The sequence below is a fragment of the Rathayibacter sp. AY2B7 genome (assembly GCF_002931635.1).
In the GTDB taxonomy this organism is placed as follows: domain Bacteria; phylum Actinomycetota; class Actinomycetes; order Actinomycetales; family Microbacteriaceae; genus Rathayibacter.
The window spans coordinates 1-20,822 of the sequence record NZ_PSUC01000033.1; the positions used below are offsets into that span (position 1 = coordinate 1).

The following is a 20,822-nucleotide window of genomic DNA, read 5'->3' on the forward strand; positions in this document are numbered from 1 at the left end:
GGCCGCGCTCGATCGGGGCGTCCGCGCCGTGCGCGAGAACGGCCTGCCCGGTCCGGTCGAGACCTGGGAGCGCCTCCGCGACGAGGTGCGCGCCGAGATCGAGGCCCAGGGCTTCGACGCCGAGCGCGGCCCAGATCATGACCCGCGAGTGCGTGAAGTGCCGCGGCTCGCCCCGGATCTCCCAGATGCCGTTGTCCGGCCGCTGCCAGTTGGTCTCGACGAAGCCCAGGAGCGCGCGCTGGAGCGGCCAGGAGAACTCCGTCTCGTCCACTCCGGCCACGCGGGCCTCGTGCAGAGCGACCATCACCTCGCCGATCACGTCCGCCTGGTACTGGTCGACGGCGGCGTTCCCGATCCGCACGGGGGAGGCGCCGTCGTAGCCGGGCAGGCTCGGCATCTCCCGCTCGGGCAGGTCGCGCTCGCCGGCGAGGCCGTACATGATCTGCACGTCCTCCGGCGCGCCCGCGACCGCGCGGAGCAGCCAGGCCCGCCACTTCTGCGCCTCCTGCTCGAACCCGTGCGCGAGCAGGGCCTGCAGGGTGAGCGAGGCGTCGCGGAGCCAGACGTAGCGGTAGTCCCAGTTGCGGGCGCCGCCGAACTGCTCCGGGAGCGAGGTGGTCGCCGCCGCGACGATGCCGCCGGTCTCGTCGTCGGTGAGGGCGCGGAGGGTCAGCAGCGAGCGGACGACGGCGTCGCGGTGCGGCCCGTCGTAGTCGATCGCCGACGCCCACTCGGACCACCAGGAGAGCGTGCGCTCCAGCGCGCGGTCGACGTCGAGGCGCTTCGGCGCCCGCTGGTGCGAGGGGAACCACGCCATCGAGAGGTCGACGACCGCGTCCGCGTCGACGTCGAACTCCGCCGCGTGGGCGTGGTCGACGGCCTTCAACCGCACTCCGCGCACCACGACCGCGTCGGGCCCGGCGACGGCGACGAGCAGCGGATCCTCGTCCGTCCCCTCCTGCCGCACCCACGGCATGGTGCGGGCGTAGTCGAAGCGGATGCGCAGCTCCTGCCGCATCCGGACGGTCCCCGACACTCCGCGCACCCGGCGCACCAGCTCGGCGCGCTCGTCGCGCAGCGGCATCACGTCGACCACCTCGACGACGCCGGTGGGCGTCGTCCACCGGGTGACCAGCGCGAGCGTGTCGCCGAGGTAGTGGCGCTCGCTCGTCGCCTCCCCGTCCACCGGCCGGAGCGACCAGCGCCCCTGGTCGTCGCCGCCGAGGAGGGCGCCGAAGACGGAGGCGGAGTCGAAGCGCGGCAGGCACAGCCAGTCGATCCCCCCGTCGCGGGAGACGAGAGCGGCCGTGCGGCAGTCGGAGAGGACGGCGTAGTCCTCGATCGGGGAGACCATGCGGCGATCCTCTCAGGTGCGGCTGTGGCCTCCCAGTCAAGGCGGAGCGGGGCTCTTCAGCGCCGCCGTAGGGTGAGCCGCATGGCACAGACCGTCTCGACCCTGCTCATCCTCGGAGCGACGGGGGACCTGTCCTCGCGGCTCCTCCTCCCCGCCGTCGGCCAGCTGCTGACGCGCGAGACCGACCGGCGGGTCCACCTCGTCGGTGCGGGACGCGAGGACTGGACCCAGGAGCACTGGCACGAGGTGCTGACCGCCTCCTTCGCCACCGTCGAGGCGCAGGGCGAGGGCGTGGACGCGCTCACCTCCGGCACGCGCTACCAGCAGGTCGACGTCACCGATCCGGAGGCGCTCGCCGCCCTGCTCGCGAGCTGCGACGGTCCGGTGGCGGTCTACTTCGCCCTCCCGCCGGCGATCGCGGCGAAGGCCTGCGAGGCGCTCGCCGCCCACGACCTGCCGGAGGGCACCGTGCTGGCGTTGGAGAAGCCGTTCGGGACCGACGAGGCGAGCGCGCACGCCCTCAACCAGCGCCTCGCCGCGCTGGTCCCCGAGGACCGCATCCACCGCGTCGACCACTTCCTCGGCCGCGCGACCGTGATGAACGTGCTCGGCCTGCGCTTCGCGAACCGGATCCTCGAGCCGCTGTGGTCGGCCGAGCACATCGAGAGCGTCGAGATCGTCTACGACGAGCAGCTGGCCCTCGAGGGGCGGGCGAGCTACTACGACGGCGCGGGCGCGCTGACCGACATGATCCAGAGCCACCTGCTGCAGGTCCTCGCGGTGATCGCGATGGAGCCGCCGTCCTCGCTCGACGCGGCCGACCTCCGGGACGCGAAGTCGATCGTCCTGCGCGCCACCCGCCTGCACGGCGACGACCCCGCCGCGAGCTCGCGCCGCGCCCGATACACAGCGGGGACGATCGACGGACGCGAGCTGCCCGCCTACGCGGACGAGAAGGGCGTGGACCCCGCTCGCAGGACCGAGACGCTGGCCGAGCTGGTCGTCGAGATCGACACCTGGCGCTGGGCCGGCGTGCCGTTCACCCTCCGCTCCGGCAAGGCGCTCGGGGAGCGGCGACGCGAAGTGGTCATCCGCTTCAAGCCGGTGCCGCACCTGCCCCGCGGCTTCGTAGGCACCGAGGCGCCGTCCGTGCTGCGGCTGTTCCTCGCGCCCGACCAGATGTCGCTCGAGCTGAACATCAACGGCCCCGGCGACCCGTACACGCTCGAGCGCGCCTCGCTGGAGGCGACCTTCGGCGCGGGCGAGCTGCTGGCGTACGGCGAGGTCATCTCGGGGATCCTCGACGACGACCCGTCGCTCTCGGTCCGCGGGGACGCCGCCGAGGAGTGCTGGCGCATCGTGCAGCCCGCGATCGACGCGTGGCACGCGGACCGGGTGCCGCTCGACGAGTACCCGGCGGGCAGCGAGGGCCCCGGGAGCTGGCCGACGCTCTGACGGGCGGCCGGGGGAGGGGCGGCCGCGGGGGATCTCGGGACGGCGGCTGCGCCGCCTCCTCGATCAGCGGGAAGGGCGACGTCGCTCGTCGGGTCGGCCGGAGGGCGAGCCCGCCGGCCGACCGCGCGAGTCAGGAGCGGGTCGCGACGGGGGTGTCGACGGCGACGTCGGCGGGGGCCGGCTCCGCCCAGACGGCGATCGGCTTCGGCTCCCAGGTGAGGGCGGCCGGCTCCACCGGGGGAGTGGAGGCGCGCATCACGGGGATCGCCTCGGTGACCGGGGACGACGTCCGCTCGGCGCCGGCGCGGAGCTGCTCCTCCTGGATGGCGGCGGAGAGCTCGTGGGCGAGGGAGCGCGCGAGCATCCCGTGGAAGATCGGGTCGCGGTCGTCGTGGCTGCGGCGCGTGACGACCCAGGCGCCCTCGGATCCGACGAAGGCCGCGAGCCGCTCGTGGACGACGGCGAAGAGCTCGTCCTGCGTGAGGACGGGGGCCGCCTCGACGACCTCGGGGGCCGCCTTGCGACGCCTCAGACGAAACCTCATGACGAACCCCGTTTCCCGTGCCGGCAGCGACTGAGGACAGTGTCGCCGCCACCGGGTCGGGAGACCGGCTGACACGCCGCCCCGCGGGGAGGCGGCGCGTCAGGAGGGCCTAGCGGTCGCGCTTCTTGCCGCGCTCCTCCTTGACGATCTCCTTCGAGTCGTAGGACACGGAGCCCAGGGCGACGGTGACCGAGATGGCCCAGCTGACCCACTGCAGGGCCAGGCGCCAGTCGCGCGGGCCCTTGCGCGTGGTCTGCAGGATCGACCAGCCGCCGACGATAGCGCTGATGACGCTGGAGTTGAGGATGAACTTGCGCATGCGTGTGCCTCCTGTGTTCACCCCGACGCTAGCGGGTGCGAAAGCTCTCAGAGGAACGCTTGACACCACCGAGGGGTTGTCCCGCTACGGTGGACCGCCGCCGGGACCCGAATCCTCGAGCCGGGGCACGCCGAGGAGAACGGGAACGACATGCGCACGGCTGTGATCGGGGCGGTGCTGCTCGTCGTCGGGGCGGTGGCCGTCGTCACGGGGGTCCTCCCGATGGACGCGCTGGGCGAGCTGGTCGAGCGGACGGCGCCGATCCTCGGCTTCGTGGTCGCGGTGACCGTGGTCGCCGAGCTGGCCTCCGAGGCCGGCGTCTTCACCGTGGTCGCCGAGCGCTCCGCCGAGTGGGGCCGCGGGCGGACCGCGGTGCTCTGGCTGCTGGTGGTGGCGATGGCCGTCGTCAGCACGGTGTTCCTCTCGCTCGACACGACCGCCGTGCTCCTGACCCCGGTCGTGGTCCTGCTCGCGGCGCACGTGCGCGTCCCGCCCCTGCCGTTCGCGATGGCCACGGTCTGGCTGGCGAACTGCGCCTCCCTCCTCCTCCCCGTCTCGAACCTCACCAACCTGCTCGCGCAGCGGCGCCTGGGGGTCGAGGGCCCCTTCGCCTTCGCCGCGCTGACCGCGGTGCCCGCGCTCGTCGCGGCCGTCGTGCCCGTGCTGATCCTCGCGATCCGCTACCGGCGCGAGCTGGCCGGGCGCTACACCCCGGGGGAGCGGACGCCGGTGGGGGACCGGGTGCTGCTCGTCGGCGCGGGGATCGTCGTGGCGCTGCTCCTGCCGGCGCTCGTCTCGGGCCTCGAGGTGTGGATCCCGGCGACGGTCGCCGCGGTCGCGCTGATCGTCCTCTTCGCGGTGCGCCGTCCCGCGGCGCTCACGCCCGCCCTCCTGCCGTGGCAGCTCGTCGTGTTCGCGTCGGGCCTCTTCGTGGCGATGGAGGCGGCGCACCAGCTCGGGCTGGGCGCGGCGCTCGCCGTGGTCGCGGGGGAGGGGAGCGGGACGCTCGACCTGCTGCGCCTCGCCGGCTCCGGCGCGGTCGCCTCCAACCTGGTCGACAACCTGCCCGCCTATCTCGCCCTCGAGCCCGTCGCGGCGGATCCGCTCCGCCTGGTCGCCCTGCTGATCGGCGTGAACGCCGGACCGCTGATCACCCCGTGGGCCTCGCTCGCCACCCTGCTCTGGCACCAGAGGCTGACCGCGCTGGGCGTGCACGTCTCGTGGCGCCAGTACGCGCTCCTCGGACTCGTCGCGGTCGTCCCGACGGTGGGCGGAGCGACGCTCGCCCTCGCCCTCGTGCAGGGCTGACCCCCCGTCCCCCGTGCGGGGCCGGCTGCTAGCCTCGACGGGCACGACGACGGCTCGACCGACGAAAAGGGACCACCATTCCTCCGCACTCCGCCTCCGCCTCCTCCGCCGCTGACAGGACCGACGCCGGGACCTCGGGAGGGACCGAGCGCAACGCGTTCGTTGTCGTCTCGAACCGCCTCCCCGTGGACCGCGTCGTGGCCGAGGACGGCACCGCCTCCTGGAAGACCTCGCCCGGCGGGCTGGTCACCGCGCTCGAGCCCGTGATGCGCGCGAACGAGGGCGCCTGGGTCGGCTGGCCCGGCGTGGCCGACGAGGAGGTCGCGCCGTTCGTCGACAACGGCGTGCAGATCGTCCCCGTCGCCCTCAGCGCGCAGGAGCTCGAGGACTACTACGAGGGCTTCTCGAACGACACGCTCTGGCCGCTGTACCACGACGTGATCGCGCCCCCGACCTACCACCGCGACTGGTGGGACGCCTACGTGCGGGTCAACCAGCGCTTCGCCGAGGCGGCCGCGGCCGTGACGGAGGAGGACGGCGTGGTCTGGGTGCAGGACTACCAGCTCCAGCTCGTGCCGAAGATGCTGCGGGAGCTCCGGCCCGACGTCACGATCGGCTTCTTCAACCACATCCCGTTCCCGCCCTACGGGATCTTCGCGCAGCTCCCGTGGCGCCGGCAGATCGTCGAGGGCCTGCTCGGCGCCGACGTGATCGGCTTCCAGCGCCAGGGCGACGCGGGCAGCTTCCTCCGCGCGGTCCGGCGCCTGCTGGGCTACGACACCCGCAGCACGGTCGTCGAGGTCCCGGTCGAGGAGGAGGCCGTCGGCGGCACCCGCCGCGTCAACCGCTCGCGGCGCGGGGCGAGCGTGCGCCCGGTCGTCGCCCGGCACTTCCCGATCTCGATCGACTCCGCGTCGTTCGAGGCGATGGCGCGCACCCCCGAGATCCAGGCCCGCGCCGCCGAGATCCGCGCCGAGCTGGGCAACCCCGCGACGATCATGCTCGGCGTCGACCGGCTCGACTACACCAAGGGGATCGGCCACCGCCTGAAGGCCTTCGGCGAGCTCCTGGCGGACGGCCGCCTCACCTCCGAGGACGCGGTGCTGGTCCAGGTCGCGAGCCCGAGCCGCGAGCGCGTGGACACCTACCGGCAGCTGCGCGACGACATCGAGCTGCAGGTCGGCCGGATCAACGGCGACTACAGCACGCTCGGGCACCCGGCGATCAGCTACCTCCACCACGGCTATCCGCGCGAGGAGATGGTGGCGCTCTACCTCGCCGCCGACGTCATGCTCGTCACGGCGCTGCGGGACGGGATGAACCTCGTCGCGAAGGAGTACGTCGCCTCCCGCTTCGACAACGACGGCGTGCTCGTGCTGAGCGAGTTCGCCGGAGCGGCCGACGAGCTCAAGCAGGCCGTGCAGGTGAACCCGCACGACATCTCGGGGCTGAAGGACGCGATGGAGGCCTCGGCGCGGATGCCGCGCGTCGAGCGCACCCGGCGCATGCGCGCGCTCCGTCGCCGCGTGCTCGAGAACGACGTGGCGCGCTGGTCCGAGTCGTTCCTCTCCGCTCTCGCGGAGCACGCGGCCGGCCAGCAGCTCGACGTGCGGCCCGCCGCCCGCGGGCAGGAGGCGCCGCACGGCCAGGAGGCCGAGCACCGCGACGACGCGGCCCACGGACAGGCGGCCGAGCTCGAGCGGGAGGCCGCCGACGACCGCGAGCTCGACGGCGGCGCGCGATGAGCGAGGGAGTGCCCGAGCGGCTCGCGGCGGCGCTGCGGGAGCTCGCCGCGGCCGATCGGCTCCTGGTGGCCCTCGACTTCGACGGCACTCTCGCGCCCGAGGTCGACGACCCCGCCCGCGCGCGAGCGCTCCCCGAGGCGCGCGAGGCCGTGCTGCGGCTCCTCGCCCTCCCCGGCACCCGGGTCGCGCTGGTCTCCGGCCGGGCGCTCGGGAGCCTGGAGGAGGTCTCGCAGCTGCCGGACGAGGCGCTGCTGGTCGGCTCCCACGGCATCGAGATCCGCCTCGACCCCGAGGAGGACGCGGTCCGGCTCGACGACGACGAGCTCGAGAAGGTGGGAGTGCTCGAGGACGTCCTGAAGGGCATCGCCCGCGGGATCGACAACGTCTGGATCGAGGACAAGCCCGCCGGCTTCGCCCTGCACACCCGCCTCGCGACCGAGCGCCACAGCCGCGTCGCCCACGTCGTCGCCCTCTCCGAGGCGCGCGCCGAGGTGCAGGGGGTCACCGTCCGCGAGGGGAAGAACGTCCTGGAGTTCTCGGTCCGCTCGACCACCAAGGGCGAGGCCGTGCAGCACCTCCGCCGCTACACCGGCGCGACCGCCGTCCTCTACGCGGGCGACGACGTGACGGACGAGGACGCCTTCGCGGTCCTCGGCTCCGGCGACGTCGGCATCAAGAGCGGCGAGGGCACCACCGCGGCCTCCTACCGGGTCCGCGGTCCCGAGCAGGTCGCGCACGCGCTCCGGCTGCTGGCCGATCTGCGCGCGGAGTAGCAGCCCCCTCCCTGCGGTCAGCGCCGGCGGGTCCCGGACCGCCGACTCGCCGAGGACGGCCGTCCGCCGACGCGGGGAGCGGCCGTTCGCGACGAGTCGGAGATCCGCGGGGACGTCCGCATCCGGTGCCGCTGCCGGAGGCCGGGGCCGGGACGGGTGCGCAGGCCGGTCCGGGTCCGCCCGGCGAGCAGGGGCACCGCGCGCGAGGCGGTAGCCTCATCGCATGCCGGAAATCGATTGGAAGCCCCGCTCGCGCACCGTCACGGACGGCATCGAGGCCACGACGTCGCGCGGGATGCTGCGGGCGGTCGGGATGGGCGATGACGACTGGGAGAAGCCCCAGATCGGCATCGCGTCCTCGTGGAACGAGATCACCCCCTGCAACCTCTCGCTCGAGCGCCTCGCGCGCTCCGCGAAGGAGGGCGTGCACTCCGGCGGCGGCTACCCGCTCCAGTTCGGCACCATCTCCGTCTCGGACGGCATCTCGATGGGGCACGAGGGCATGCACTTCTCGCTCGTCTCCCGCGAGGTCATCGCCGACTCCGTCGAGACCGTGATGATGGCCGAGCGCCTGGACGGGACCGTCATGCTGGCCGGTTGCGACAAGTCGCTGCCCGGCATGCTGATGGCCGCGGCCCGCCTCGACCTCGCCGCCGTGTTCGTCTACGCCGGCTCGATCGCCCCGGGCTGGGTCAAGCTCTCGGACGGCACCGAGAAGGACATCACGATCATCGACTCCTTCGAGGCCGTCGGCGGCGTCAAGGCCGGGATCATGTCCGAGGAGGACGCCAAGCGCATCGAGTGCGCCTTCGCCCCGGGCGAGGGCTCCTGCGGCGGCATGTACACCGCCAACACCATGGCCAGCGTCGCCGAGGCGCTGGGCATGAGCCTGCCCGGCTCCGCCTCGCCCGCCGCCGCCGACCGCCGCCGCGACTACTTCGCCCGCAAGTCCGGCGAGGCCGTCGTCGAGCTGCTGCGCAACGGCACCACGGCCCGCGACATCCTCACCAAGGAGGCGTTCGAGAACGCGATCGCGGTGGCGATGGCCTTCGGCGGGTCGACCAACGTGATCCTGCACCTGCTCGCGATCGCCAACGAGGCCGAGGTCGACCTCACGATCGACGACTTCAACCGCATCGGCGACACGATCCCGCACATCGGCGACCTCAAGCCCTTCGGCAAGTACGTCATGAACGACGTCGACCGCCACGGCGGCGTCCCGGCCGTGATGAAGGCGCTCCTGGACGCCGGGCTGCTCCACGGCGACTGCCTGACGGTCACCGGGAGGACGGTCGCCGAGAACCTCGCCGCGATGGACATCGCGCCGCTGGACGGCGAGGTCATCCGCACCCTCGACAACCCGATCCACGCGACGGGCGGGCTCACCATCCTCAAGGGCTCGCTCGCCCCCGAGGGCGCGGTCGTCAAGACCGCCGGCTTCGACGCCTCCGTCTTCGAGGGTCCGGCCCGCGTGTTCGAGCGCGAGCGCGCCGCGATGGACGCTCTGACCGAGGGCCGGATCGAGAAGGGCGACGTGGTGGTCATCCGCTACGAGGGCCCGAAGGGCGGTCCCGGCATGCGCGAGATGCTCGCCATCACCGCCGCCATCAAGGGGGCCGGGCTCGGAAAAGATGTACTACTGTTGACGGACGGACGATTCTCAGGCGGCACAACCGGCCTGTGCATCGGCCACATAGCTCCCGAATCGGTGGACGCAGGTCCCATCGCATTCGTTCGCGACGGAGACCCGATTCGGGTCGACATCGCCGCTCGCTCGATCGACCTACTCGTCGACGAGTCCGAGCTCGCCGCCCGCCGAGAAGGCTGGGCCCCTCTCCCTCCGCGCTACACCCGCGGTGTCCTCGCCAAGTACGCCAAGCTCGTCCGCTCGGCAGCCGAGGGCGCCGTCACCGGGTGACCCGGCCCGCTCCGGCCGGCCGCGCACTCGCGTTCCCGGGCACTCGCCTCCGGCTCTGCCCGCCGCCGCACCACCTCCTGAAGGAATCGACACCCGCATGACTCCGGATCCGTCCGCCGTGCAGCCCGCACCGACGCCCCAGCCACCCCGACCCGCCCACGCTCCCGGGGCCGCCCCCGCGGCCGAGGTCCTCACCGGAGCGCAGGCGGTCGTCCGCTCGCTCGAGATGCTCGGGATCGAGGACGTCTTCGGCCTGCCCGGCGGCGCGATCCTCCCGGTCTACGACCCGCTGATGGACTCCTCGAAGATCCGGCACATCCTGGTCCGCCACGAGCAGGGCGCCGGCCACGCCGCCGAGGGCTACGCCTCGGCGACCGGCAAGCTCGGCGTCTGCATCGCGACCTCGGGCCCCGGAGCGACCAACCTGGTCACCGCGATCGCGGACGCCTACATGGACTCGGTTCCGATGCTCGCGATCACCGGCCAGGTGTTCTCGACGCTCATGGGGACCGACGCGTTCCAGGAGGCGGACATCGTCGGCATCACGATGCCGATCACGAAGCACTCCATCCTCGTGACGCGCCCCGAGGACATCCCCTCGGCCCTCGCCTCCGCCGCGCTGATCGCCACCACCGGCCGCCCCGGCCCCGTGCTGGTCGACATCACGAAGGACGCGCAGCAGGACCAGGCGCCGTTCCTCTGGCCGCCGAAGATCGACCTGCCCGGGTACCGTCCGGTCACGAAGGCCCACGGCAAGCAGATCCAGGCCGCGGCCCAGCTGCTGGTCGAGTCGAGGAAGCCGGTGCTCTACGTGGGCGGCGGCATCATCCGCGCCCGCGCGGCGGCCGAGCTGAAGGCGTTCGCGGAGGCGTGCGGCGTCCCCGTGGTCACCACGCTGATGGCGCGCGGCGCGTTCCCCGACTCGCACGAGCAGCACCTGGGCATGCCCGGCATGCACGGCACCGTCCCCGCGGTGCTCGCGCTGCAGGAGTCGGACCTGATCCTCGCGCTCGGCTCGCGCTTCGACGACCGCGTGACCGGCAAGGCGGCGCTCTTCGCGCCGCACGCCAAGGTCGTGCACGTCGACATCGACCCGGCCGAGATCTCCAAGATCCGCACCGCCGACGTGCCGATCGTGGGCGACCTCAAGGACGTCCTCCCGGACCTCACCGAGGCGTTCGCGAAGGCGTCCGCGGACGGCCGCGCCGACACCTCCGAGTGGTGGAGCTACCTCAAGGGCCTGCAGAGCGAGTTCCCGCTCGGCTACACCGAGCCGGACGACGGCCTGCTCTCCCCGCAGTACGTGATCAAGCGCATCGGCGAGATCACCGGGCCCGAGGGCGTCTTCGCCTCCGGAGTCGGTCAGCACCAGATGTGGGCCGCGCAGTTCATCCAGTACGAGCGCCCCAACTCGTGGCTCAACTCGGGCGGCGCCGGCACCATGGGCTACTCCGTGCCCGCGGCGATGGGCGCCAAGGTCGGCGAGCCCGACCGCACCGTGTGGGCGATCGACGGCGACGGCTGCTTCCAGATGACCAATCAGGAGCTCGCCACCTGCACGATCAACGACATCCCGATCAAGGTCGCGGTGATCAACAACTCCTCGCTGGGCATGGTGCGCCAGTGGCAGACCCTGTTCTACGAGGGCCGCTACTCGAACACCGACCTCAACACGGGTCACGACACCGTGCGGGTGCCCGACTTCGTGAAGCTCGCCGACGCGTACGGCGCGCTCGGCATCCGCGTCACCAAGCCGGAGGAGATCGACGACGCCATCCGCCTCGCGATCGCCACGAACGACCGGCCCGTGGTGATCGACTTCGTCGTCAGCCGCGACTCCATGGTCTGGCCGATGGTCCCGCAGGGCGTCTCGAACAGCTACGTCCAGTACGCCCGAGACCACAGCCCGACCTGGGACGACGAGGAGTAGACCCGCATGACGCACCACGTTCTCTCCCTGCTCGTCGAGGACAAGCCGGGACTGCTCACCCGTGTCGCCGGGCTGTTCGCCCGCCGCGGCTTCAACATCGAGTCACTGGCGGTCGGTCCGACCGAGCTGGACGGGCTCTCGCGCATCACGGTCGCCGTAGACGTCGAGGACCTGCCGCTCGAGCAGGTCACGAAGCAGCTCAACAAGCTCGTCAACGTGATCAAGATCGTCGAGCTCGACACCGACCAGTCGGTCCAGCGCGAGCACCTGCTCGTCAAGGTCCGCGTCGACAACGTCACGCGCTCGCAGGTGCTCGAGGCCGTCACGCTCTTCCGCGCCCGCGTGGTCGACGTCGCGACGGATGCCCTGGTGATCGAGGTCACCGGCGACACCGGCAAGACCAACGCGTTCCTGCGGGTGATCGAGCCCTACGGCATCAAGGAGATCGCGCAGTCGGGCCTGCTCGCCATCGGGCGCGGCTCCAAGTCGATCACCGAGCGCGTCTTCAAGAACTGACCGCGAACTCTCCACTACAGAAAAGGACTCACCACGTGACCGAGCTCATCTACGACGCCGACGCCGACCTCTCCATCATCCAGTCCAAGAAGGTCGCGATCGTCGGCTACGGCTCGCAGGGCCACGCGCACGCGCAGAACCTCCGCGACTCCGGCGTCCAGGTCGTCATCGCGCTGAAGGAGGGGTCGAAGTCGACCGCCAAGGCCGAGGACGACGGCTTCGAGGTCAAGAGCGTCGCCGACGCCGCGGCCTGGGCCGACCTGATCATGATCCTCGCGCCGGACCAGCACCAGCGCGCGATCTACAGCGAGCAGATCGCCTCCGCGCTGACCGAGGGCAAGACCCTCGCCTTCGCGCACGGCTTCAACATCCGCTTCGGCTACATCGAGGCGCCCGCGGGCGTCGACGTCATCCTCATCGCGCCGAAGGCCCCCGGCCACACCGTGCGCCGCGAGTTCGTCGCCGGCCGCGGCATCCCGGACATCATCGCCGTCGAGAACGACGCGACCGGCACCGCCTGGGAGACCGCGAAGTCCTACGCGAAGGCCATCGGCGGCACCCGCGCCGGCGTCATCAAGACCACCTTCACCGAGGAGACCGAGACCGACCTGTTCGGCGAGCAGGCCGTGCTCTGCGGCGGCACCTCGCAGCTCGTCCAGTACGGCTTCGAGACCCTCGTCGAGGCCGGCTACCAGCCCGAGATCGCCTACTTCGAGGTGCTGCACGAGCTCAAGCTCATCGTCGACCTCATGTGGGAGGGCGGCATCGCCAAGCAGCGCTGGAGCGTCTCCGACACCGCCGAGTACGGCGACTACGTCTCCGGCCCGCGCGTCATCGACCCGCGCGTGAAGGAGAACATGAAGGCCGTCCTCGGCGACATCCAGAGCGGCGCCTTCGCGAAGCGCTTCATCGGCGACCAGGACGCGGGCGGACCCGAGTTCCAGGAGCTGCGCGCCAAGGGCGAGAAGCACCCGATCGAGGAGACCGGCCGCGAGCTGCGCAAGCTCTTCGCCTGGAAGCAGACCGACGAGGACTACACCGACGGCAGCGTCGCGCGCTAGTCGCACCGCGTCGACCGGGGGAGCCCCGGCCCGACGAGGGACCCGTCCACCGGGATCCCCTCGCCGGGCCGGGGCTCCTCCGCGTCCGGGGCGCGACTACCGCTCGAGCTCGCGGACGAGACGGCGGAGACCGCCCTTCGGCGGGACGAGGACGGGGTCCGGCCACCGGGGCGAGAGGTGGTCGCCGAGCGTCACCCGGCGCAGCTTGCGGCCGACAAGGGGGAGTACCCAGTCGGCGGCCCAGCGGCGCTGCTCGCGCAGCCGCGCGCGGAGGCGGAGCGGCTCGGGGGTGTCCCAGGGCCCGGTCGAGATCGTGTGCGGCACGCCGAGCGTGTCGAGCACGCGACCGGCCAGGACGCGGTGCCCGCGCTTGGAGAGGTGCATCCGGTCGGGCGACCAGAGCACGGGGGAGTGGAACTCCCGCATCGCCCAGTAGTCGACGAGGATCGCGCCCCGCTCGCGGGCGATCCGGCGTACGGCGCTGTTGTAGAGGTGGTTGCGACGCAGGAACATCCGCGGGGCGGGCAGTCCCGGGATGTCGACGCCCGTGAAGAGCACGAGGGAGGCGCCGGTGGTCGCGAGCGCGTCGACGAGCGCCTCGTAGCGGGTGATCAGATCGACGGTGTCGGTGCCGAGGTCGAGGATGTCGTTGCCGCCGGCGTACAGCGTGATCAGCGTGGGGCGGAGCGCGAGGGCGGGCGCGAGCTGGTCCTCGGTGATCTGGGCGAGGCGCTTCGAGCGGACGGCGAGATTCGCGTACTCCCAGCCCGGCTCGGCCTTCGCCAGGCGCTCGGCGACGCGGTCGGCCCAGCCGCGCACCCCGTTCGGCAGGCGCGGGTGCGGGTCGCCGACCCCCTCCGTGAAGGAGTCGCCGAGGGCGACGAAGCGGCGGCGGCGGTCGTCCATCCGCTCAGCCTCGCCCCCGGGGGAGGACGCGGGGTGTCCGCCGGGTGTCGGGGAGGCGGCGGCGGGCTCCGAGCCTCCTGCGAGGTGCGCGCGGCTAGGGTGTTGCGGTGATCGATGGTGGACCGGGCCGCTCCCCGGAGGACGACGACGCGGCGACCCCGCCGGTGGACCGCGGGCCGGACGCCGGCCCGGAGGACGACGCCGACGACGAGGCCCTGGAGTGGGCGGGCGAGGGCGCGGACCCGACGCTCGCCGCGGGGACGGCGCGCGTGCGCCGGACGCCCCGCACGGTCGCGGGGGCGGGCCCGGCGGACGACGGCTCGGACGACGACGACTCCGAGGACGAGGACCCCGACGACGAGGCCGCGTCCTCGTCCGCTCTGCTGATCGCCGCGGGCATCGCGGCCGGCCTCTACCTCCTGTACGCCATCGCCTGGGCGATCACGGCGACGCGGCAGTCGCCGGTCGCCGCGGCCGGCTTCGCGGGCGATGCGCTCGGCGGCGCCCTCTACTCGCTCGGGCTCTGGCTGGCGGTCCTGGCGCCGCCGGTGTGGTTCGCCGTGGTGCTCCTCGCCACCCGCGACGCGCGGGTGCGCACCCGCGTGCTCTGGCTGGTCGCCGGACTCGTCCTCCTCGCTCCGCTGCCGTTCCTGAAGGGGGCCTGATGACCGACTCGACCCGGGCCACCCTCGGCGGGACCGGCCGGCGCGACCGGCCCGGCCGGCGCCTGGCCGTCTCCGTCCTCGTCGCCGTGGTGTTCGCGCTCTTCTTCGCCTGGGACGTCTGGGAGGCGGTCGGCAACCTGATCGGCCTGCGCAGCTACGCGGCCTCCCTCGGCACCGATCTGAACCCGACGGGCTGGGCGGTGCTCCTGCTCGGCCTGGTGCTGCCGGTCGCCTGCTTCGTCGCCGCCGTCCTGCTCGGGCGCCGCCGGGGGCTCCCGGTGCGCGTCGGACTGCTCGCGGCGGCCCTCTGCCTCTCGGCGGCGCTCTCGCTCGACGTGCAGCTCGTCCTCGGCGTCGAGAGCCTGGTCTCGCTGAGCTGACCGGCGGCGTCACACGGCGCGGGGCGCGCGCACCCCTCCGCTACAGTGACGGGGGGCTGCCGACGCCCCCGCCTCGGTGCCCGCTCCGTCCCCTCTCCGAAGGAAGCGCCTCTCGTGACAAAGCCGGTCGTCCTGATCGCCGAAGAACTCTCGCCCGCCACCGTGGACGCGCTCGGTCCCGACTTCGAGATCCGCTCCGTGGACGGCACCGACCGCCCGGCGCTGCTCGAGGCCCTCGCCACGGCGCACGCGATCCTCGTGCGCTCCGCGACGCAGGTCGACGCGGAGGCGATCGCCGCGGCCCCCTCGCTCCAGGTGATCGCCCGCGCCGGTGTGGGCCTGGACAACGTCGACATCACCGCCGCGACCGCCGCGGGCGTCATGGTCGTGAACGCACCGACCTCGAACATCATCTCGGCCGCCGAGCTCACCGTCGGCCACATCCTGAGCCTCGCCCGCCACATCCCCGCCGCGCACAGCGCGCTCGCGCAGGGCCTCTGGAAGCGCTCGAAGTACACGGGCGTCGAGCTCTACGAGAAGACCGTCGGCATCATCGGCCTCGGCCGCATCGGCGCGCTGATCACCGCGCGCCTGCAGGCCTTCGGGGTGAACGTCGTCGCCTACGACCCCTACGTGACCAGCGCCCGCGCGCAGCAGCTCGGCGTCACGCTCCTCTCCCTGGAGGAGCTGCTGGCCGAGAGCGACTTCATCACGATCCACATGCCGAGGACCCCCGAGACGACGGGCATGATCTCGGACGATCAGCTGGCGCTGATGAAGCCGTCGGCGTTCATCGTGAACGTGGCCCGCGGCGGCCTCATCGACGAGGACGCGCTGCACCGCGCGCTCGTCGCGAAGACCATCGCCGGCGCCGGACTCGACGTGTTCGTCAAGGAGCCGCCGACCGGATCGCCGCTGCTCGCCCTCGAGAACGTGGTCGTCACTCCGCACCTCGGGGCCTCGACCGACGAGGCGCAGGAGAAGGCCGGCGTCTCGGTCGCCCGCTCGGTGCGCCTCGCGCTCTCGGGCGAGCTCGTGCCGGACGCCGTGAACGTCGCCGGCGGCGTGATCGACGAGTACGTGCGCCCCGGCATCCCGCTGGTCGAGAAGCTCGGCCAGGTCTTCTCGGGCCTCGCGGACTCGCCGGTCACCTCCATCGACGTCGAGGTGCGCGGCGAGCTCGCCGGCTACGACGTGAAGGTCCTCAAGCTGGCGGCTCTCAAGGGCGTGTTCACCAACGTGGTCTCGGAGACGGTGTCCTACGTCAACGCGCCGGTGCTCGCGGAGCAGCGCGGCATCGAGGTCCGCCTGATCACGGAGCCGGTCTCGGACGAGTACCGCAACGTGATCACGCTGCGCGGCGCGCTCTCGGACGGCTCGCAGATCTCGGTCTCGGGCACGCTGACCGGCACCAAGCAGGTCGAGAAGATCGTGGCGATCAACGGCTACGACGTCGAGGTCCCCCTCGCGAAGCACCTCGTCGTCATGAGCTACGTCGACCGCCCCGGGATCGTCGCGGTCTACGGCCGCGAGTTCGGCGACGCCGCGGTCAACATCGCGGGCATGCAGATCGCGCGCACCGAGGCGGGCGGCAAGGCGCTCTCGGTGATCACCATCGACTCTCCCGCCCCCGACGGCCTGCTCGAGAAGGTCCGCGTCGCGATCGACGCCGACCTCATGCAGGAGATCGACATCACCGAGCAGTGAGCACGCGGCGGTTCGCTCAGGTCGACGTCTTCGGCGCCGCGCCGTTCCGGGGCAATCCGGTAGCGGTCGTCGTCGACGGCGACGGCGTGGGCGACGCCGCGATGGCGGAGTTCGCGCGCTGGACGAACCTGTCCGAGACGACCTTCCTCCTCCGCCCGAGCGACCCCGCGGCCGACTACCGGCTGCGGATCTTCACGCCGGGCGGGGAGCTGCCCTTCGCCGGGCACCCGACCCTCGGGAGCGCGCACGCCTGGCTCGCGGCCGGAGGGACGGCCCGCGCGGCGGGGGAGCTCGTGCAGGAGTGCGCCGCGGGTCTCGTCCGACTGCGGGTGACGGAGGAGGGCATCGCCTTCGCCGCCCCGCCCCGCCGGCGGACCGGACCGGTCGACGAGGCGACGCTCGAGCGGGTGGCCGCGGCTCTGCGGATCCCGCGCGCGGAGATCCTCGACCACGAGTGGGTCGACAACGGTCCCGGCTGGCTGGCCGTGCGGCTCGCGTCGGCGGAGCAGGTCCTCGCGCTGCGGCCGGACCAGGCTCTCCTCGCCGGGCTCCCCGTCGGCGTCGTGGGCGAGCATCCGGCGGGAGGCGAGTGCGCGGTCGAGGTGCGGGCGTTCATCCCCGACGCCGGTGTGTCCGAGGACCCGGTGACGGGGAGCCTCAACGCGGGGATCGCCCAGTGGCTGATCGGCAGCGGCGAGCTGTCCGAGCGCTACACGGCCGCCCAGGGTGCGGCGCTGGGCCGAGCCGGGCGCGTGCGCGTCGAGAGCACGGACGGCGCGATCTGGATCGGCGGCGCGACGGTGACCCTGATCGACGGGGTCGTCGAGCTGTAGCGGGTCCGCCGGGGGCGGCGCCACTCAGCTCCCGAGGAGTCGCTGGACGACCGCGAGGACGTCCTCGGCCTCGCCGCGCGACGGCGAGCCTGTGGGGAGCAGGGCGGAGTTGTAGTAGAGCCCGTCGCTCATCAGGACGATCGCCCGGGCGACGAGCGGGTCGCCCACGGCGTCGGCGACCACCTCGTTCCAGCTGTCGTGGATCCGCGCGAGGCCGCCGCTGGCGCGCTCGTCGTGCCCCTGCGCGATGCGCGACACGGCGAGGATCGTGCGGTCGAAGGCCGAGTCGGCGGCGAAGGAGGTGCGCAGCAGGTAGGCGACCACGCCCTCGGGAGCGGCGAGGCTCTGCGCGACGTCCGCCTCCCGCCGCGCGTCGAGGCGCTGCAGGAGCCCGTCGACGAGGGCGTCCTTCGAGGGGAAGTGGTAGAGCAGCCCGCCCTTGGAGACTCCGGCCTCGCGGGCGACGGCGTCGAGGGTCGCGGCGCGCTCGCCCTGCTCGATGAGGAGCTGCTCGAACGCGTCGAGGACGCGGTCGCGGGCGGGGGCAGGAGGCACGGCGACCATCCTACGGCGGATCAGTGGCGACTGTACCGGCTGGACGGTATACTCTCTCCGTTCTCCTCTGAAAGGTCGTTCCCGTGTCCGCGCGCACCGCTCCCGTCTCCACCCACGACACCGCCGGCGCCGCCGACAGGGTCGGGCGACGCGCCTGGGTGGCGCTCGCGGTGCTGATGCTCCCGGTGCTGCTGGTCTCGGTCGACAACACGGTGCTGAACTTCGCGCTCCCCTCGATCGCCGAGGATCTGGGCCCCTCCGGCACCGAGCTGCTGTGGATCGTCGACGCCTACCCGCTGGTGCTCGCGGGCCTGCTGGTGGCGATGGGCAGTCTCGGCGACCGCGTCGGGCGGCGGCGCCTCCTGCTGGTCGGCGCGGTCGGCTTCGCCGCCGTCTCGGTCGTGGCCGCGTTCGCTCCCACCGCCGCGGCGCTCATCGGCGCCCGCGCGGCACTGGGCTTCTTCGGCGCGATGCTGATGCCCTCGACGCTCTCGCTCCTGCGCAGCGTCTTCCCCGACCGCGACCAGCGCCGCCTCGCGATCGCGATCTGGGCGACCGGCTTCGCCGTGGGCTCGGGCATCGGCCCTCTGGTCGGCGGCGTGCTGCTCGAGCACTTCCCCTGGGGGTCGGTGTTCCTGCTCGCGGTGCCCGTGCTGCTCCCGCTGGTCGTCCTGGTGCCGATCCTGGTGCCGGAGTCGCGCGACCCGCAGCCCGGCCCGGTCGACGTGGTCAGCATCCTGCTGTCGCTGGCGACCATTGCGCCGGTCGTCTACGCGGTCAAGTCCTTCGCCGAGCACGGGATCGACGCGGTCGGCGTCGCGGCGCTCGTCGTGGGCGTCGTCTCGGGAGCTCTGTTCGTCCGCCGCCAGCAGCGCCGGGCCTCGCCGATGCTCGATCTCTCGCTCTTCCGCCGCGGCTCGTTCAGTGCGGCGATCGTGGTCAACCTCCTCAGCGTCACCGCGCTGGTCGGCGGGCTCTTCTTCCTCTCGCAGCACCTGCAGCTCGTGGTCGGGCTCTCGCCCCTGGAAGCGGGCCTCGTGCTCGTGCCGGGCCTCGCCGTGATGATCCTGGCCGGGCTCGGCGTGGTGCCGATCGCGCGCCGCGTCGCTCCGCGCCTCGTCGTCCCGGCCGGACTGCTGGTCTCGGCCGTCGGGTACATCCTGCTGGCACTCGGCAGCGGGGCGCCCGGAGGAGCGTCCGCCCTCGCCGTCGCTGTCGCCTTCGCGTTCCTCGGCCTGGGCATCGGCGCGGCCGAGACGGTGTCGAACGAGCTGATCCTGGCCAACGCGCCCGCCGACAAGGCCGGTGCGGCCTCCGCCGTCTCCGAGACCGCCTACGAGCTCGGCGCCGTCCTCGGCACCGCGACGCTCGGCACCGTCCTCACCGCCGTGTACCGCGGGGGAGTCGTGCTGCCCGAGGGCCTCGACGCCGCGCAGGCGCAGCGGGCCGGGGAGACCCTCGGCGGCGCCGTCTCGGTCGCCGGCGAGCTGCCCGCCGACTCCGCCGCGAGCCTCGTCGCGTCGGCGAGCGCGGCGTTCGACTCGGGCGTCGGCTGGTCGGCCTGGCTCGGTGTCGTCCTCGTGCTGGCCGCCGCCGCGGTCGGCGCCTGGCGCCTCCGCCGGAGCTGACGCTCCTCCTCTCCTCCCGAGGGAGGCCGCCCGGGACGCGCAGCGCCTCCCGGGCGGCCCTCGCCAGCCCGACGGGGGCGCGTGCCCCGGACCGCGGCGCGGGCGGGCCGCGAGTACGCTGGGGGGACTCCGACCCCGTACGCCTGAGGACCGCCATGCCCCGCACCGTGAAGCTCGCCGTCATCCCCGGAGACGGGATCGGGCCCGAGGTGACCGCCGAGGCCGTCAAGGTCCTCGACGCCGTCACCGCCGACTCCGACCTGGTGCTCGAGACGACCACCTTCTCGCTCGGCGCCGCCCGCTACCTCGAGACCGGCGACGTCCTCACCGACGAGGACCTCGCGGCGATCGCGGGGCACGACGCGATCCTCCTGGGCGCCGTCGGCGGAGCACCGGGGGACCCGCGCCTCCGGGACGCGAACATCGAGCGCGGGCTGCTCCTGCGGCTGCGCTTCGAGCTCGACCACTACGTCAACCTGCGGCCCACCCGTCTCTACGCGGGCGTCCCCTCGCCGCTCGCGGCTCCCGGGGAGGTCGACTTCGTGGTCGTCCGCGAGGGCACGGAGGGGCCCTACGTCGGCACCGGCGGCTCGATCCGGCAGGGCACCCCGCACGAGGTCGCCAACGAGGTGTCGGTCAACACCGCCTACGGGGTCGAGCGCGTCGTCCGACACGCGTTCGAGCTCGCCCGCACGCGCCGCTCCCGGCTGACGCTCGTCCACAAGACGAACGTCCTCGTCTTCTCCGGCTCGCTCTGGAAGCGGATCGTCGACGAGGTGGGGGCCGCCTTCGAGGACGTGGCCGTCGACTACCTCCACGTGGACGCCGCCACGATCTTCCTCGTGACCGACCCTGCTAGGTTCGACGTCATCGTCACCGACAACCTCTTCGGCGACATCCTGACCGATCTGGCCGGCGCGATCAGCGGCGGCATCGGACTCGCGGCCTCGGGCAACATCAACCCCGACGGCGCGTTCCCCAGCATGTTCGAGCCGGTCCACGGATCCGCGCCCGACATCGCCGGACGGCAGCTCGCCGACCCGACCGCCGCGATCCTCTCGGCCGCGATGCTGCTGGACCACCTCGGCCGGAGCGACGAGGCCGCCCGCGTCACCGCGGCCGTGACCGCCGACATCGAGTCGCGCGACGGCACCCCGCGCTCCACGGCCGCGATCGGCGACTCCGTCGTCGCCCGCCTCCGCTGATCCCCCGCAGAAGGACACCA

At 73.0% G+C, this 20,822-nt stretch carries 19 protein-coding genes; 14 read left to right on the forward strand and 5 right to left on the reverse strand.

Annotated elements, in window-relative coordinates:
• A partial coding sequence (locus tag C5C27_RS07710) for a glycoside hydrolase family 15 protein (protein WP_104314049.1) occupies positions 1-1,354 on the reverse strand: 1,354 nt, incomplete at its 3' end.
• 81 nt (positions 1,355-1,435) lie between these two features.
• Here C5C27_RS07710 and C5C27_RS07715 point away from each other — a divergent pair.
• Positions 1,436-2,809, forward strand: coding sequence for a glucose-6-phosphate dehydrogenase (locus C5C27_RS07715; RefSeq protein WP_181133476.1), 1,374 nt, complete (start codon positions 1,436-1,438; stop codon positions 2,807-2,809).
• A 130-nt stretch (positions 2,810-2,939) separates the two neighbouring features.
• Here the strand turns inward: C5C27_RS07715 and C5C27_RS07720 are convergent, their stop codons facing one another.
• A complete protein-coding gene (locus tag C5C27_RS07720; protein WP_104233213.1) occupies positions 2,940-3,353 on the reverse strand; it encodes a hypothetical protein in 414 nt (137 codons plus the stop codon).
• A 109-nt stretch (positions 3,354-3,462) separates the two neighbouring features.
• Complete coding sequence (locus C5C27_RS07725) at positions 3,463-3,672, reverse strand: hypothetical protein (protein ID WP_104223546.1); 210 nt, start codon at positions 3,670-3,672, stop codon at positions 3,463-3,465.
• A 150-nt stretch (positions 3,673-3,822) separates the two neighbouring features.
• Between C5C27_RS07725 and C5C27_RS07730 the strand changes: the two genes are divergently transcribed.
• The 7 genes from C5C27_RS07730 to ilvC all read left to right on the forward strand — a co-directional run bounded on the left by C5C27_RS07730 (position 3,823) and on the right by ilvC (position 12,923).
• Complete coding sequence (locus C5C27_RS07730) at positions 3,823-4,980, forward strand: SLC13 family permease (RefSeq protein ID WP_104314050.1); 1,158 nt, start codon at positions 3,823-3,825, stop codon at positions 4,978-4,980.
• Positions 4,981-5,165: 185 nt separating this feature from the next.
• The gene (locus tag C5C27_RS07735; RefSeq protein WP_308471189.1) at positions 5,166-6,725 is read left to right on the forward strand and encodes a trehalose-6-phosphate synthase; all 1,560 of its coding nucleotides are present in this window, start codon (positions 5,166-5,168) and stop codon (positions 6,723-6,725) included.
• Positions 6,722-7,498 (forward strand): trehalose-phosphatase, encoded by a 777-nt coding sequence (otsB, locus tag C5C27_RS07740; RefSeq protein WP_104226245.1) that lies wholly within the window; start codon positions 6,722-6,724, stop codon positions 7,496-7,498. Before C5C27_RS07735 ends, otsB begins: the two co-directional genes overlap by 4 nt.
• A gap of 223 nt (positions 7,499-7,721) precedes the next feature.
• Complete coding sequence (gene ilvD, locus C5C27_RS07745; RefSeq protein WP_104233215.1) at positions 7,722-9,416, forward strand: dihydroxy-acid dehydratase; 1,695 nt, start codon at positions 7,722-7,724, stop codon at positions 9,414-9,416.
• A 97-nt stretch (positions 9,417-9,513) separates the two neighbouring features.
• Positions 9,514-11,346 (forward strand): acetolactate synthase large subunit, encoded by a 1,833-nt coding sequence (locus C5C27_RS07750; RefSeq protein ID WP_104314052.1) that lies wholly within the window; start codon positions 9,514-9,516, stop codon positions 11,344-11,346.
• 6 nt (positions 11,347-11,352) lie between these two features.
• Positions 11,353-11,862, forward strand: coding sequence for an acetolactate synthase small subunit (gene ilvN, locus C5C27_RS07755; protein ID WP_104314053.1), 510 nt, complete (start codon positions 11,353-11,355; stop codon positions 11,860-11,862).
• 35 nt (positions 11,863-11,897) lie between these two features.
• Positions 11,898-12,923: a ketol-acid reductoisomerase gene (gene ilvC / locus C5C27_RS07760; protein WP_104223539.1), complete on the forward strand. Its 1,026-nt coding sequence runs from the start codon at positions 11,898-11,900 to the stop codon at positions 12,921-12,923.
• Positions 12,924-13,019: 96 nt separating this feature from the next.
• Here the strand turns inward: ilvC and C5C27_RS07765 are convergent, their stop codons facing one another.
• On the reverse strand, positions 13,020-13,829 hold the full coding sequence (locus C5C27_RS07765) for an SGNH/GDSL hydrolase family protein (RefSeq protein ID WP_104314054.1): 810 nt from the start codon (positions 13,827-13,829) through the stop codon (positions 13,020-13,022).
• Between the two features lie 107 nt (positions 13,830-13,936).
• On the opposite strand from C5C27_RS07765, the gene C5C27_RS07770 reads away from it, so the two are divergent.
• The 4 genes from C5C27_RS07770 to C5C27_RS07785 all read left to right on the forward strand — a co-directional run bounded on the left by C5C27_RS07770 (position 13,937) and on the right by C5C27_RS07785 (position 17,414).
• Positions 13,937-14,494, forward strand: a complete 558-nt coding sequence (locus tag C5C27_RS07770) for a DNA polymerase III subunit gamma/tau (protein ID WP_104239277.1) — start codon at positions 13,937-13,939, stop codon at positions 14,492-14,494.
• On the forward strand, positions 14,494-14,874 hold the full coding sequence (locus tag C5C27_RS07775; RefSeq protein WP_104314055.1) for a hypothetical protein: 381 nt from the start codon (positions 14,494-14,496) through the stop codon (positions 14,872-14,874). The genes C5C27_RS07770 and C5C27_RS07775 overlap by 1 nt, the downstream gene beginning before the upstream one ends.
• Positions 14,875-14,988: 114 nt before the next feature.
• Positions 14,989-16,581, forward strand: a complete 1,593-nt coding sequence (gene serA, locus C5C27_RS07780; RefSeq protein WP_104223535.1) for a phosphoglycerate dehydrogenase — start codon at positions 14,989-14,991, stop codon at positions 16,579-16,581.
• Positions 16,578-17,414: a PhzF family phenazine biosynthesis protein gene (locus C5C27_RS07785; protein WP_104314056.1), complete on the forward strand. Its 837-nt coding sequence runs from the start codon at positions 16,578-16,580 to the stop codon at positions 17,412-17,414. The genes serA and C5C27_RS07785 overlap by 4 nt, the downstream gene beginning before the upstream one ends.
• Positions 17,415-17,438: 24 nt before the next feature.
• Here C5C27_RS07785 and C5C27_RS07790 read toward each other — a convergent pair whose 3' ends face one another.
• A complete protein-coding gene (locus C5C27_RS07790) occupies positions 17,439-17,978 on the reverse strand; it encodes a TetR/AcrR family transcriptional regulator (protein ID WP_104239274.1) in 540 nt (179 codons plus the stop codon).
• Between the two features lie 74 nt (positions 17,979-18,052).
• Between C5C27_RS07790 and C5C27_RS07795 the strand changes: the two genes are divergently transcribed.
• Complete coding sequence (locus tag C5C27_RS07795; protein WP_258066550.1) at positions 18,053-19,597, forward strand: MFS transporter; 1,545 nt, start codon at positions 18,053-18,055, stop codon at positions 19,595-19,597.
• Between the two features lie 155 nt (positions 19,598-19,752).
• Positions 19,753-20,802, forward strand: coding sequence for a 3-isopropylmalate dehydrogenase (locus C5C27_RS07800; protein WP_104223533.1), 1,050 nt, complete (start codon positions 19,753-19,755; stop codon positions 20,800-20,802).
• Positions 20,803-20,822: the final 20 nt, after the last annotated feature.